This window comes from Dehalococcoidia bacterium (assembly GCA_025054935.1).
Taxonomy (GTDB): Bacteria; Chloroflexota; Dehalococcoidia; order SpSt-223; family SpSt-223; genus JANWZD01.
In genome coordinates, this window is record JANWZD010000009.1 from 41,643 (window position 1) to 55,235 (window position 13,593).

Annotated in this window: 9 protein-coding genes; all 9 read right to left on the minus strand. The window is 64.0% G+C overall.

Going from position 1 to position 13,593, the window contains the following annotated elements; genetic code table 11:
- Nucleotides 1-2: 2 nt before the first annotated feature.
- Complete coding sequence (locus NZ773_10655; GenBank protein ID MCS6802384.1) at nucleotides 3-290, minus strand: 50S ribosomal protein L23; 288 nt, start codon at nucleotides 288-290, stop codon at nucleotides 3-5.
- Nucleotides 287-958 (minus strand): 50S ribosomal protein L4, encoded by a 672-nt coding sequence (gene rplD, locus NZ773_10660; protein ID MCS6802385.1) that lies wholly within the window; start codon nucleotides 956-958, stop codon nucleotides 287-289. Before rplD ends, NZ773_10655 begins: the two co-directional genes overlap by 4 nt.
- Nucleotides 959-967: 9 nt before the next feature.
- On the minus strand, nucleotides 968-1,612 hold the full coding sequence (gene rplC, locus NZ773_10665) for a 50S ribosomal protein L3 (GenBank protein ID MCS6802386.1): 645 nt from the start codon (nucleotides 1,610-1,612) through the stop codon (nucleotides 968-970).
- A gap of 46 nt (nucleotides 1,613-1,658) precedes the next feature.
- Nucleotides 1,659-1,967, minus strand: coding sequence for a 30S ribosomal protein S10 (rpsJ, locus tag NZ773_10670; protein MCS6802387.1), 309 nt, complete (start codon nucleotides 1,965-1,967; stop codon nucleotides 1,659-1,661).
- 42 nt (nucleotides 1,968-2,009) lie between these two features.
- A complete protein-coding gene (fusA, locus tag NZ773_10675) occupies nucleotides 2,010-4,085 on the minus strand; it encodes an elongation factor G (GenBank protein ID MCS6802388.1) in 2,076 nt (691 codons plus the stop codon).
- Between the two features lie 153 nt (nucleotides 4,086-4,238).
- Nucleotides 4,239-4,709, minus strand: a complete 471-nt coding sequence (rpsG, locus tag NZ773_10680) for a 30S ribosomal protein S7 (GenBank protein ID MCS6802389.1) — start codon at nucleotides 4,707-4,709, stop codon at nucleotides 4,239-4,241.
- 9 nt (nucleotides 4,710-4,718) lie between these two features.
- Nucleotides 4,719-5,159, minus strand: coding sequence for a 30S ribosomal protein S12 (rpsL, locus tag NZ773_10685; protein ID MCS6802390.1), 441 nt, complete (start codon nucleotides 5,157-5,159; stop codon nucleotides 4,719-4,721).
- 298 nt (nucleotides 5,160-5,457) lie between these two features.
- Nucleotides 5,458-9,804, minus strand: coding sequence for a DNA-directed RNA polymerase subunit beta' (rpoC, locus tag NZ773_10690; protein ID MCS6802391.1), 4,347 nt, complete (start codon nucleotides 9,802-9,804; stop codon nucleotides 5,458-5,460).
- Nucleotides 9,805-9,806: 2 nt separating this feature from the next.
- Nucleotides 9,807-13,523: a DNA-directed RNA polymerase subunit beta gene (locus NZ773_10695; protein MCS6802392.1), complete on the minus strand. Its 3,717-nt coding sequence runs from the start codon at nucleotides 13,521-13,523 to the stop codon at nucleotides 9,807-9,809.
- Nucleotides 13,524-13,593: the final 70 nt, after the last annotated feature.

A 13,593-nucleotide genomic window follows, 5' to 3' on the forward strand; every position in this document is an offset into this window, starting at 1 on the left:
CACTACACTCCTTCGAACACGTCGATCTTTTGGCCCGGCTTCACCCGGACGATCGCTTTCTTCCACGGCGAGGTCATTCCCCGGCTCCGGCGCACTCGCCGCTCCTTCCCTGGCACTGTCATCGTGTGAACGTCGACCACGTCGACGTTGAACGCGGTCTCGATCGCCTGCTTGATCTGGTTCTTGTTCGCCCAGGGAGCAACCTCGAAGACATACCGGTCCTGCGCCGCGAGGATCGTGCTTTTCTCGGTCACGATCGGCCGGCGGATCACCTCGAGGATCTCGTTCATGCGACTGCCTCCTCCTTCGGCTCGTCGGCCGCCGCTCGCTCAGGGGGCTTGAGCCGCGCCTCGACCTGGCGCACTGCCTCCACCGTCATCACGAGATACCGATGCTTCAGGACATCGCCGATGTTCAGGACACTGGCGTAAGTGATATCGACGCCGGGGATGTTGCGGGCGCTGCGAATGACGAGCGGGTCGAGCGCGCCGGTGACCAGCACGGCCGTGCGGTCGATGCCGAGACGGTGAAGCGCCTCAACCATCAGCCGGGTTTTCGGCTCGGGAAGCGTCAGGCTGTCGACAACGAGCAGTTCGTTATCGGCGAGCTTCCCCGAGAGGGCGGAGCGGAGCGCAGCGCGGCGCATCTTCAGCGGCATTCGCTGGCTGAAGTCGCGGGGGTGCGGGCCAAAAACGACGCCGCCCTTGCGATAGTGGGGCGCGCGAATACTCCCTTGGCGGGCCCGTCCGGTGCCCTTTTGGCGATACGGCTTCGCGCCGCCGCCGACAACTTCGCCCCGGGTCTTGGTGTCGCGAGTGCCTTGGCGCTGATTGGCTTCGTAGCGCACGGCTGCCTGATAGATCAGCGGCGGGTTGACGGGCACGCCGAAGACCGAGTCAAGGACGTCAATCGTCCCGACAACGTCCCCCGCAAGGTTGCGAACCGAGACTTCCATGATCGTCCTCGCCTACTTCTTCGCCCCGCTTTTGACGGCGCGACGGATAATCAGCAGCCCGTTGTTCGGACCGGGCACGGAGCCTTTCACCAGCAGCAGGTTGCGGTTCGGGTCGGCCTCGATCACCTCAAGGTTCTGCACGGTCACACGCTGGTGTCCCATGTGGCCGGCCATCCGCATCCCGCGCAGCACCCGCCCGGGGGTCGTGCCGGATCCGATCGAGCCGGGCGCGCGGTGGCGGTCGGATTGCCCGTGAGTCTTTGGTCCGCCGCCAAAACCGTGGCGCTTCACCACGCCAGCAAACCCCTTGCCCTTTGAGATGCCGACGACATCGACATGGTCGCCCGCTTGGAAAATGCTGACGTCGATCGTCGCGCCGAGAGCGATCGTCGGGTCGGCGGGCAGGCGGAACTCGCGCAGATAGCGCACGGACGCCACGCCCGACTTCCGCAGATGCCCGCGCATCGGGCGATTGACCTTCTTCTTTGTTCCAAAGCCAACTTGGACCGCCGAATATCCATCTTTCTCGACGGTTTTCAGTTGGGTCACGGTGCACGGTCCCGCTTCGATCGCGGTTACGGGCACGACCCGTCCGTCAGGACGGAACACTTGGCTCATCCCGAGCTTGCGGCCCAGAATGCCGTCCACTTCAGCCATGCTTTCTCCTCCGGGCGGTCCCCCGCAGGGGACACCGGCGCATCGTTTACAGCTTGATTTCGATATCCACGCCCGCGGGCAGGTTCAGCCGCATCAGCTGATCGACGGTCCGGCTTGTCGGCTCGAGGATGTCGATCAGCCGCTTGTGGGTGCGGATTTCAAACTGCTCGCGCGAGTCCTTATCGATATGGGGCGAGCGGATGACCGTCCATTTTTGGATGCGCGTCGGCAGCGGCACCGGCCCTGCAACTTGCGCGCCGGTCCGCTCGGCGGCCTCCACGATCTGCTCCGCCGACTGGTCCAGAATCCGATGGTCGAACGCTTTCAAGCGGATGCGAATTTTCTGTCGTGCCATTTTGTCCCCTCCGGGACGGGCCGAGGTGGCCTCGTCACAACGCTACGCGCGCGCTTTCGCCAAGATCTCCTCCCCGACCGACTTCGGCACCTCGGCGTAGTGGTCGAACTCCATCGAATAGGTCGCCCGGCCTTGCGTCAGCGAGCGGATGTCGGTCGCATAGCCGAACATCGTCGCGAGCGGGACGAGCGCCCGGATCGTCGTTCCGTTGCCGCGCGGCTCCATCCCTTGGATATGGCCGCGTCGCCGGTTCAGGTCGCCAATGACATCGCCGGTGAACTCGTCCGGTGTCGTCACTTCCACTTTGAAGATCGGCTCAAGCAGCACCGGCTTCGCCTTGCGGACCGCCTCCTTCACTGCCATCGAGCCGGCGATCTCGAAGGAGAGGGCGTCGGAGTCGACCTCGTGATAGGAGCCGTCATAGAGCGTGACCTTGATGTCGATCACGGGGTAGCCGGCGATAACGCCGGTTTCGAGCGCCTTGCGGACACCCTCTTGGACGGCGCCGATGTATTCGCGCGGGATCACGCCGCCCACGATCGCGTCGACAAACTCAAACCCTTTGCCCGGCTCCGTGGGCTCGACTTTGAGCACGCAATGGCCGAATTTGCCGCGACCGCCCGTCTGCCGCACGAAGCGTCCTTCCGCATGGGCGGGCTGGGTGATCTTTTCGCGATACGCCACTTGCGGCCGTCCGACATTGGCCTCGACCTTGTATTCCCGCACCATGCGGTCGAGCAGGACTTCCAGATGGAGCTCGCCCATCCCGGAGATAATGGTCTGGCCTGTTTCCGGGTCGACGCGCACCCGGAAGGTCGGGTCTTCTTCGGCGAGCCGAGCAAGAGCGTTGCTCAGCTTATCTTGGTCGGCGCGGGTCTTCGGCTCAACGGCAACATCGATCACTGGCTCGGGGAAGCGGATCGCCTCGAGCAGGATCGGATGCTCGCTATCGCAGAGGGTGTCGCCGGTAAAGGTGTTCTTCAGGCCAACCGTGGCGCAGATATCTCCGGCCCAGATCTCCGGGATCTCTTCACGGCTGTTGGCATGCATCTGGAGCAGCCGCCCGATACGCTCGCGCTGGCCCTTGGTCGAGTTCAGGACCTGCGACCCGGCGCTGAGATGACCGGAGTAGACGCGGAAATAGGCGAGCCGGCCGACGTAGGGGTCGGTGACGATCTTGAAACACAGCGCGCTGAACGGCTCGTCGTCGCTCGGCCGACGCTCGATCGTCTCGCCAGTGACCGGATGGACCCCCACGAACGGCGGTTTGTCGACCGGCGAGGGAAGATAGGCGACGACCGCGTCCAGCATCGGCTGGACCCCTTTGTTGCGCAGCGCCGCGCCGCACAGCACCGGCACCACTTTCGAGGCGAGGGTCGCGCGGCGGAGGGCAGCTTTCAGCTCGTCGACCGAGATCGGCTCCCCCTCAAGGTAGCGCAGGGTCAGTTCGTCATCGGTTTCCGCGATCGCTTCGATCATCGCCTCGCGGCGGGCCGCCGCTTCCGCAGCCAGTTCCGGGGGGATCTCCGTCGAGGCGAGTTGGGTGCCGAGGTCGTCGGTGTAGATGATCGCCTTGTTCTCGAGGAGGTCGACGACCCCCTTGAAGCTCGCCTCGACGCCGATCGGGATCTGAATCGGCACCGGCTTGGCGCCGAGCCGCTCGGCAATCATCTCGACCGTGCGCCAGAAGTCCGCGCCGATGCGGTCCATCTTGTTGACGAAGCAGATGCGCGGCACGCGGTATTTGTCGGCTTGCCGCCAGACGGTTTCCGACTGCGGCTCGACCCCGGCGACAGCATCAAAAACGACGACGCCGCCGTCCAGCACCCGCAGGCTCCGCTCGACCTCCGCCGTGAAGTCGACGTGGCCGGGGGTGTCGATGATGTTAATCCGGTGCCCTTTCCACTCGGCGGTCGTCGCGGCGGCGGTGATGGTAATTCCTCGCTCGCGCTCTTGGATCATCCAGTCCATGACGGCCGTGCCTTCGTGGACCTCGCCCAGCTTGTAGGTCTTCCCGGTATAAAACAGGATGCGCTCGGTTGTTGTGGTCTTCCCGGCGTCAATATGCGCGATGATGCCGATGTTTCTGATCTTTTCCAACGCAACAGGGCGTGGCATAGCTGTTCCCCAACGGGCACGACAGTCAGTCGTACGCTCAGCCTGCTGGCAAGCGACACCCCGCCAGCAGCTTTGGGCGCCCGTTTCGCGCCCAACCGATTCGCTCGTCGTCCTTCTTAGTGCGCCGGCGCCCCGGCGGCTATCGCGGGAGGGCTACCATCGGTAGTGCGAGAAGGCGCGGTTCGCCTCGGCCATCCGATGCGTGTCCTCGCGCTTTTTGATCGTCGCTCCTTGCCCTTGCGCTGCGTCCAGCAGTTCCGCAGCGAGCTTCTCGGCAAACGATTTGCCGCTGCGCGCTCGCGCCGAGGTGATCAGCCACCGCATTGCGAGCGAGGTGCGGCGTTCCCCTTTGATCTCAACCGGCACCTGATAGGTGGCGCCGCCGACACGGCGGGGCTTCACCTCAAGAACCGGGGTCGCGTTGCGGATCGCTTGTTCGAAGACGTCCAGCGCCGGCCGGCGCGCTTGCCGTTCGATGAGATCGAAGGCACCATAGACGCACCGCTCCGCAACGCTTTTTTTGCCGTCGCGCATCACCTTGTTGATGAAGCGCTGAACCAGCCGGCTCCCATACTTCGGGTCCGGAGGCGGGATCCGCTTTTCAACCTGACCGCGCCGTGGCATCCCGCCTCCCTACTTCTTCGCCTGCTTCCGACGCTTGACGCCGTACTTGCTCCGCCCTTGGTTGCGCGGCGACTTCGTATTCTCGACGCCGCGGCAATCGAGGGCGCCGCGGATGATGTGGTAGCGCACCCCGGGGAGGTCCTTCACGCGGCCGCCGCGAATGAGCACGACCGAGTGCTCCTGCAGGTTGTGCCCCTCTCCCGGAATGTACGCCGTCACTTCCATCTGGTTGGTCAGCCGAACGCGCGCAATCTTGCGCAGCGCAGAGTTCGGCTTCTTCGGCGTCATCGTCTTGACCGCGATGCAGACGCCTCGCTTTTGCGGCGACCCTTTCTCGCGTCGCACCATACGCTTGGTGAGCGCGTTGTACGAGAAGCGCAGCGCCGGCGCCTTGGTCTTCTTCACCGGCGGCTTGCGCCCCTTCCGGACCAACTGACTGATTGTCGGCAATCGCTCTCTCCTCGTTGCTCGATGGCAGCATCGCCTCGCGTCGCCGAACACCGCGGTGGAGCGAGGCCAGCAGCCGGTTCCAAGGCAAACAAAATGGCCGCGACGCCTTTTCATGAACCTGGGAGTGCGCCGGGGGTGGCACAGCACTCCCTGTTATCACGAGACTGGCATCACAGCCGGCATTGCACAGCAATGCCTCCCGCGAACAGCGGGGCGATACTGAAGAGTAGCTGCTCAGCGGCAGAATGTCAAATGACCCGCCGCTCAGGAAGGACCGGGGCGAGCGGCGGGGGCGCGCTTAGTTGAACCCTTCCGTCGGCTCGGGCAGCGGCAGCGTGCTCAGGTCGGGGTGAATGCCGCCCGGCGGCCCGAGCTGATCCAGCGGCGCCGGTGGCAGCTGCTGGGCGCGCTTCTGCTTGTTCAGCCCCGTGCCGGCGGGGATGAGCTTGCCGATGATGACGTTTTCTTTCAGCCCGAACAGCCGGTCGACGGCACCGTTGATCGCGGCCTCGGTCAGCACCCGTGTCGTCTCTTGGAAGCTCGCCGCCGCAAGGAAGCTATCGGTGTTGAGCGACGCTTTGGTCACGCCGAGCAGCACCGTTTGCGCCGTGGCCGGCTCGCCGCCTTCGGCCAAGATCGCCGCATTAATCTCCTCGTAGCGAGCGCGGTCGACCAGCTCGCCCGGCAGCAGGTCGGTGTCTCCCGGCGAGTCGACCCGCACCTTGCGCAGCATCTGGCGGACGATCGTCTCGATATGCTTGTCGTTGATCGTCACGCCTTGCTGCTGGTAGACCTGCTGCACCTGTTCGACGAGGTACAGCTGGACGGCGTCGCGGCCGAGCACGCGCAGGATGTCTTGCGGGTTGACCGACCCGTCAGTCAGCCGCTGCCCTGCCTGCACCCGCTGTCCAGTTTCGACGTCGATGCGCGCGTTGGCCGGCACGATATACTCGCGCTCTTCGCGCTCTTCGTAGGTGACGATCACTTGGCCGTTTTCGATCGAGGCGACGCCGCCGATCCGGGCGCGGATCGCGAGGGTGTCATCGAGCGCGGCCAGCTCCTGCCCTGCTGCTTCCGGAGCAACAGCAAGCACATCGCCGGTGACAACGGGCGTTTCCGGCTCGACCAGAACGGTGTAGCCCGCCGGGATCGGGTATTCGTCACGATACACTTCGGTGCTGACGACCTTGATCTTGCGCACGTTGTCGTCTTGGCGCAGCACTTCGACGACACCGTCGATCTCGGAGATGATGGCTTGGCCCTTGGGAGTGCGTGCCTCGAACAGCTCCTCCACCCGCGGCAGACCGCTCGTGATGTCCAATACCGAAGCGACGCCGCCGGTATGGAAGGTCCGCATCGTCAATTGGGTGCCCGGCTCGCCGATCGATTGAGCGGCAATGATTCCCACGGCCTCGCCGAGGTCAACAAGCCGGCCGCGCGCGAGGCTCCACCCGTAGCAGCGCCGGCACAGGCCGTGGCGTGCCCGGCAGGTGAGCGGCGAGCGCACCATGATCTGGTGCACGCCTTCCGCGATCACCCGGTCGGCATGCTCCTTCGGCACCTCGCCCGCCTTCAGCTTGGCGCGGTAGTCGTCCCATGCGCGGTTGACGGCCCGCGCGAGGTCGTGATCGATCTCAGAGTCTGCCGGAACAATGATCGCGAACGTGTTCGGGTCGCGGATCGGCTCCGGCGCAATGCGGCCGACGAGGCGGTCTCCGAGGGTGTCGGTGCGCTCGCTCTTCGCCAGCGCATCGAGGATGATCCCGGTCCGCGTTCCGCAGTCTTCTTCGCGGACGATAACATCCTGCGCGACGTCGATCAGGCGGCGTGTCAGGTAGCCCGAGTCCGCGGTGCGGAGCGCGGTGTCGGCCAGGCCCTTGCGCGCCCCGTGCGTCGAGATGAAGTACTCGAGCACTGACAGCCCTTGGCGGAACGACGACCGGATCGGCAGGTCGATAATCCGGCCGGAGGGGTCGGTCATGAGGCCGCGCATTCCTGCCATCTGGCGAATCTGCGCGATATTGCCCTTGGCGCCGGAGTTCGCCATCATGTGGATCGACCCGAAGGGGTCTTGATGCGCTTCGATGTCGCGCGCGATCTGCTCCGTCACTTCGCTCCAGAGGTCGACGCTGTTCTGGTAGCGTTCCTCCTCCGAGATCAGCCCGCGCCGGTACTGTCGCTCGATCTCGGCAAGCCGCTGATCTGCCTCAGCGAGCAGCTTCTCCTTATTCGGCGGCGTCTGAATATCGCTGATCGCGATCGTGATGCCGGACCGAGTCGCAAAGTCGAAGCCGAGCCGCTTGATCTCGTCGACGACTTGCGCGGTCTCTTCGTTCGAAAGGAGGCGATAGCACTCCGCGACGACCCGCTTGAGCGCCTTCTTGTCCATCACCTCGTTCCAGAAGCCGAGCTTCTCGGGCAGGACCTCATTGAAGATGATCCGGCCGACCGAGGTGCGGGTCAGCACGGGATGCTCGGGGTCGTCCGGCGGCGCGATCGGTACTTGGATCTCGGCTTGGAGATCGATAATGCCGAGGTCATACGCCAGCTTCGCTTCGTCGAAGTCCGCGAAGATGGAGCCTTCGCCCTTGGCGCCCGGCCGCAGGATGGTCATGTAGTAGCAGCCCAGCACCATATCGAGCGTCGGGGCGACGATCGGCTCGCCTGAGGAGGGCGAGAGCAGGTTTTGGGTCGACAGCATCAGCGTCTTCGCCTCTTCGACCGCCGCCTTGGAGAGCGGGACATGCACCGCCATCTGGTCGCCGTCGAAGTCGGCGTTGAAGGCAGCACAGACGAGAGGGTGGATCTGAATCGCGCTGCCGTCGATCAAGACCGGCTGGAAGGCCTGGATCCCCAGCCGGTGGAGCGTCGGCGCGCGGTTGAGCAGCACTGGTCGATCTTGGATCACCTCTTCGAGCACATCCCACACTTCCGGCCGCACCCGCTCGACGATCCGCTTGGCGCTCTTGATGTTGTGGGCATACTGCTTCTCGACGAGCCGCCGCATCACAAACGGCTTGAACAGCTCAAGCGCCATGCGCTTCGGCAGTCCGCACTGATGCAGCTTCAGGTTCGGGCCGACGACGATGACCGAGCGGCCGGAGTAATCGACTCGCTTGCCCAGCAGGTTCTGCCGGAACCGGCCCTGCTTGCCCTTCAGCATGTCGGAGAGCGACTTCAGCTTGTGGTTCGAGCTGCTCGACACCGCTCGGCCGCGTCGTCCGTTGTCGATCAGCGAGTCGACCGCTTCCTGGAGCATCCGCTTCTCGTTGCGGATGATGATCTCCGGCGCTGAGAGCTCGATCAGCCGCTTGAGGCGGTTATTCCGGTTGATGACGCGCCGATAGAGGTCGTTCAGGTCGCTCGTCGCAAACCGGCCGCCGTCCAACTGCACCATCGGGCGCAGGTCGGGAGGCAGCACCGGCAGCACCGTCAAGATCATCCACTCAGGACGGTTGCCGCTCTTGCGAAACGCCTCAACGACGCGAAGCTGCTTGGTGGCGCGCTTGCGCTTCTGCCCCGAGGTCGAATAGATCTGGCTGCGGAGCTCCTCGCGGAGGGCGTCGAGGTCGATAGCAGCGACGATCTCGCGCACCGCTTCCGCGCCCATTCCCGCCCGGAAGAGGCTGCCGTACTTCTCCCGCAGCGCACGGTACTTCACGTCGTTGAGCAGTTCGCGAACGCGGAGGCTGTCCAACTCTTCGAGCCGTTCTTTTTTCTCTCGTTCGAGGCGGTCCTGCTCCGCCTTCAGCTTCTGCTCGACCTTCTTGATCTCTGCCTCGATCTCTCCGATCGCTTGCTCGGCAGTCGCATCAGCAAGCGCGATGATCCCGTCGCGTTTCCGCTCGAACTCCTCCTCGATTGCGCGCGCCTGCGCCGCTGCCTCGAGGTCCAGCTCCTCGAGCCGTGCTTCGTTGATGGCGGCATCCTCGGCGACGATCAGAACGCCGCGGAACGTAATCGGCTCTTTGGCGGCTTGGCCAAGCTGGGCTCGCAGCGCCGCTTCGAGGCGGGTCCGCTCGGCGATCAGCGCTGCTCGGGCGGCATCCCACTCCTGCTGCAGGGCGGCTAGCTGCTGCTTCTTCGTGGCCTCTGCCTCAGCGCGGATCGCCTCTCGCCGCTGCTTCAGCTCTGCGATCTGCCCCTGAAGTGCCTCCGCCTGTTCGCCGAGGGCGCGCTGCACCTCTTCCTCAATCGCTGCGCGCGCGCGGGCGACCCCGTCCTGATCGACCCAGGTGATGATGTACTGGGCGAAGTAGAGAACCCGCTCAAGGTCGCGCGGGGAGATTTCGAGGAGCAGGCCGAGCCGGCTTGGGGTCCCCTTCACAAACCAGATGTGGGAGACGGGCGAGGCCAACTCAATATGGCCCATCCGCTCGCGGCGCACCTTGGCGCGCGTGACCTCAACGCCGCACCGGTCGCAGATAATGCCCTTGAAGCGAACACGCTTGTACTTGCCGCAGTAGCACTCGAAGTCCTTCGTCGGACCGAAGATCTTCTCGCAGAAGAGACCGTCTTTCTCTGGCTTGAGCGTTCGGTAGTTGATCGTCTCCGGCTTGGTCACCTCGCCATAGGACCAGCTCCGGATCTGCTCCGGCGAGGCCAAGGAGATGCGAACTGCATTGAAATCGTTGACTTCGAGCACCGTTATTCCTCCCGATCGTCCTCAAGCCCATGGAGGTTGATACCGAGCTCCGGGATGTCCAGTCCGAAGGTGTCCTCGACGAACGTGATCCGCTCTTCGTCTTCGTTCAGGACTTCCACGGCGAGGGCGAGGCTCTGGAGCTCTTTGACGAGGACTTTGAAGGACTCGGGGACCCCCGGTTCCATAATGTCCTCGCCTTTGACAATCGCTTCGTAGGTCTTGACCCGGCCGACGACGTCGTCTGACTTCACGGTCAAGATCTCTTGCAAGGTGTGTGCTGCGCCGTACGCCTCGAGCGCCCACACTTCCATCTCTCCGAAGCGCTGGCCGCCGAATTGCGCTTTGCCGCCGAGCGGCTGCTGGGTGATCAGGGAGTAGGGACCGGTCGACCGAGCGTGGATCTTGTCCTCGACGAGATGGACCAGCTTCAGCATGTAGATATAGCCCACTGTCACGGGCCGGTCGAACGGCTCGCCCGTGCGGCCGTCATACAGGGTCATCTTGCCCGTGATCGGCATGGGGAGATGATGCGTTCGCGCTTTCTCGAAGGCAGCGGCCACGAGGTCGTCACGGGTCATGCCGGTCGTGTCGACGCCGATCTCGGTCAGCCACAGCTTCAAGCAGACCTCGGTGGCATAGCCGGGCTGATTGTCGTCGAACACGGCGTCGGCATCGAACCCGCGTTCGGCCAGCCAGCGCTTCGTCGTCTCCCGGATTGCGAGCCGCGAGATTGCGCCATTGGCCGCCCGGTAGTGCGGGTCGGGGTCGTTTGCCTTCCCGACAAGCCACGCTCGCGCGAGTGCGTCTTCGATCGCATCTTCGCGGGCGCCGTCGAAGACCGGGGACACTACCCGGAAGCCGAGCGTCTTCGCTGCCCAGCCGAGATGCGTTTCGAGCACTTGTCCGACATTCATGCGGCTCGGCACCCCGATCGGGTTCAGGATGATCTCGACTGGGGTCCCATCCGGCAGGAACGGCATGTCCTCAATCGGGACGATGCGCGACACCACGCCTTTGTTGCCATGGCGCCCCGCCATCTTGTCGCCTTCCGAGATCTTGCGCTTCTGGGCGATCGAGACGCGCACGAGCTTGTTGACACCCGCTGGGAGCTCGTCGTGGTTCTCGCGGGAGAACACTTTGACGTCAACCACCTTGCCCCGCTCCCCGTGGGGCACGCGCAGGCTCGTATCTTTCACCTCACGCGCTTTCTCGCCGAAGATGGCGCGCAGCAGCTTCTCTTCGGCGGTCAGCTCGGTTTCTCCTTTCGGCGTGATCTTGCCGACGAGGATGTCGCCCGGCCCGACTTCGGCGCCGATCCGGATGACGCCGTTCTCGTCGAGGTCGCGGAGGCTCTCTTCGCCCACGTTCGGGATGTCGCGCGTGATCTCTTCTGGCCCGAGCTTGGTGTCGCGCGCTTCGACTTCGTGCTTCTCGATATGGATCGAAGTGAACTTATCTTCGCGGACGATGCTCTCCGAGAGGATGATCGCATCCTCAAAATTCGAGCCGTCCCAGCTCATGAAGGCGCAGAGCACATTCTGGCCGAGCGCCAGCACGCCGTTATCGGTCGATGAGCTGTCGGCAAGCGGCTGACCGGCCTTAACCCGGTCGCCCGGGAAGACGATCGGCCGCTGGTTGATGCAGGTCGCTTGGTTGGAGCGGATGAACTTCATCAAGGGGTAGATGTGCTCATACCCCTCATCGTCGCGGACGATGATGCGCTCTGAGGTGCAGGAAACCACCACCCCGTCGACGCCCGAGATAAGCACTTGGCCAGAATCGCGCGCGACTTGGCTCTCCATGCCGGTGCCGACGAGCGGCGCCTCCGGCGCAACCAGCGGCACCGCTTGGCGCTGCATGTTCGACCCCATAAGGGCGCGGTTGGCGTCGTCGTGCTCGAGGAAGGGGATAAGCGAGGCCGCCACCGAGACGATCTGCTTCGGCGAGACGTCCATCAGTTGGACATTCTCCGCGCGCTCGGTCAGGAACTTCTCGCCGTAGCGCACCTCAACGCGCGGCTCAATGAACTCGTTGCGCTCGTTCAGGGGCGCGTTCGCCTGAGCGATGACGTAATGCTCCTCCTCATCGGCGGGAAGATACTGGATCTCATTGGTGACGAATGGGCGCACCTTGATCGGCCGCTTCGCGACCGCAACGGCGCGCCGCGCGGCCTGCTCGTCGAGCTCCGTGCCCGCCTCAAAGACGACCTCGCCCTGCTCATCGACAAGGGCTTCACGCAGCGTCCGGCCTACAAGGAGCTCCGCGGCGTCCTCGGCTTTGGGGTCGATCGCGCTGATCACGCGGCGATAGGGGGTTTCGATGAAGCCGTAGTCGTTAATGCGGCCGAACGTCGCGAGGGAGCCGATGAGGCCGATGTTCGGCCCTTCCGGCGTCTCAATCGGGCAGATCCGTCCGTAGTGAGAGTGATGAACGTCCCGCACTTCGAAGCCGGCGCGGTCGCGCGAGAGGCCGCCCGGGCCGAGAGCAGACAGCCGGCGCTTATGGGTCAGTTCGGCGAGCGGGTTTGTCTGGTCCATGAACTGCGACAGCTGCGAGCCGCCGAAAAACTCCTTGATCGCCGCAACCACGGGGCGGATATTGACCAAGGCGCTCGGTGTCGCTTGGTCGGCGTCGGTGATCGTCATCCGCTCGCGGATCACCCGCTCCATCCGCAGGAGCCCGACACGGAACTGGTTCTGGATCAGTTCCCCCACGGCGCGGACACGCCGGTTCCCCAGATGGTCGATGTCATCCGGATGGCTGACCCCGTTGTTGATCCGGATCATCTCGCGGACGATCGCGACGAGGTCCTCAGGGGTCAGGATCCGCACCTCGAGAGGCGTCGGCGACTTCAGCCGCTTGTTCAGCTTGTAGCGGCCGACCTTGCCGAGGTCATATCGGCGCGGGTTGAAGAACAGCTGATTCAGGAGTGTGCGGGCATTGTCCGCCGTGGGCGGCTCGCCGGGACGGAGCCGGCGGTAGAACTCGAGGAGCGCTTCTTCCGTCGTCTTGCTCGGGTCACGCAGCAGCGTCGATTCGATGTAATGATGGTCAGGAGCGGTGTCAACATCCTCGAACTGGGCACGGATCTCATCATTCGAGCTTAGACCGACGGCGCGCAGCAGAACCGTAACCGGGATCTTGCGCTTGCGGTCGACTTTGACCGAAATGACGTCCTTGTTGGACGTTTCGAACTCAAGCCAAGCGCCTCGGCTCGGAATAAGCTTGCCGTAGCAAAGGCGCCGGCCGGTGGTTGGGTCCTCTTCGCGCGTGAAGTAGGCGCCTGGCGAACGCACCAGCTGCGAGACGACGACCCGTTCTGCGCCGTTGATGACGAACGTGCCCTTCTTCGTCATCATCGGGAAATCGCCCATAAACAGATACTGCTCTTTGATCTCGCCGCTCTCTTTCACCTCGAGCTGGACGCGAACGCGCAGCGGCGCTGAGTAGGTCATATCGCGCTCGCGACATTCGGCTTCGCTGTATTTCGGCTCGCCGAACTCATAATCGAGGAAGCGGAGCTCTAATTTGTTGCTGAAGTCGACGATCGGCGAAATCTCGTCGAGCAGTTCGCGCAGGCCCTCCTTCTTGAACCACTCGAAGGAGCGAAGTTGCACCTCAATCAGGTTGGGGATGGCCAGCACATCCGAGATTCGGTTATATGCCTTGATCTCGATAATCGAGTCGGTATCGGTGCGTGCCAATGTCGTCGTTACCATGCTTGAACACTCCCGACCTTCGCTGAACGGTGCGAGCTCCGCTCGCCGGCGGAGCGGTGACGAAAGAAGG

What these genes read in the sequence shown, in the direction of transcription:
- NZ773_10655 (MCS6802384.1), bottom strand. Translation starts at nt 290, where the DNA reads ATGAACGAGATCCTCGAGGTGATCCGCCGGCCGATCGTGACCGAGAAA.
- rplC (MCS6802386.1), bottom strand. Translation starts at nt 1,612, where the DNA reads ATGGCTGAAGTGGACGGCATTCTGGGCCGCAAGCTCGGGATGAGCCAA.
- rpsJ (MCS6802387.1), bottom strand. Translation starts at nt 1,967, where the DNA reads ATGGCACGACAGAAAATTCGCATCCGCTTGAAAGCGTTCGACCATCGG.
- fusA (MCS6802388.1), bottom strand. Translation starts at nt 4,085, where the DNA reads ATGCCACGCCCTGTTGCGTTGGAAAAGATCAGAAACATCGGCATCATC.
- rpsG (MCS6802389.1), bottom strand. Translation starts at nt 4,709, where the DNA reads ATGCCACGGCGCGGTCAGGTTGAAAAGCGGATCCCGCCTCCGGACCCG.
- NZ773_10695 (MCS6802392.1), bottom strand. Translation starts at nt 13,523, where the DNA reads ATGGTAACGACGACATTGGCACGCACCGATACCGACTCGATTATCGAG.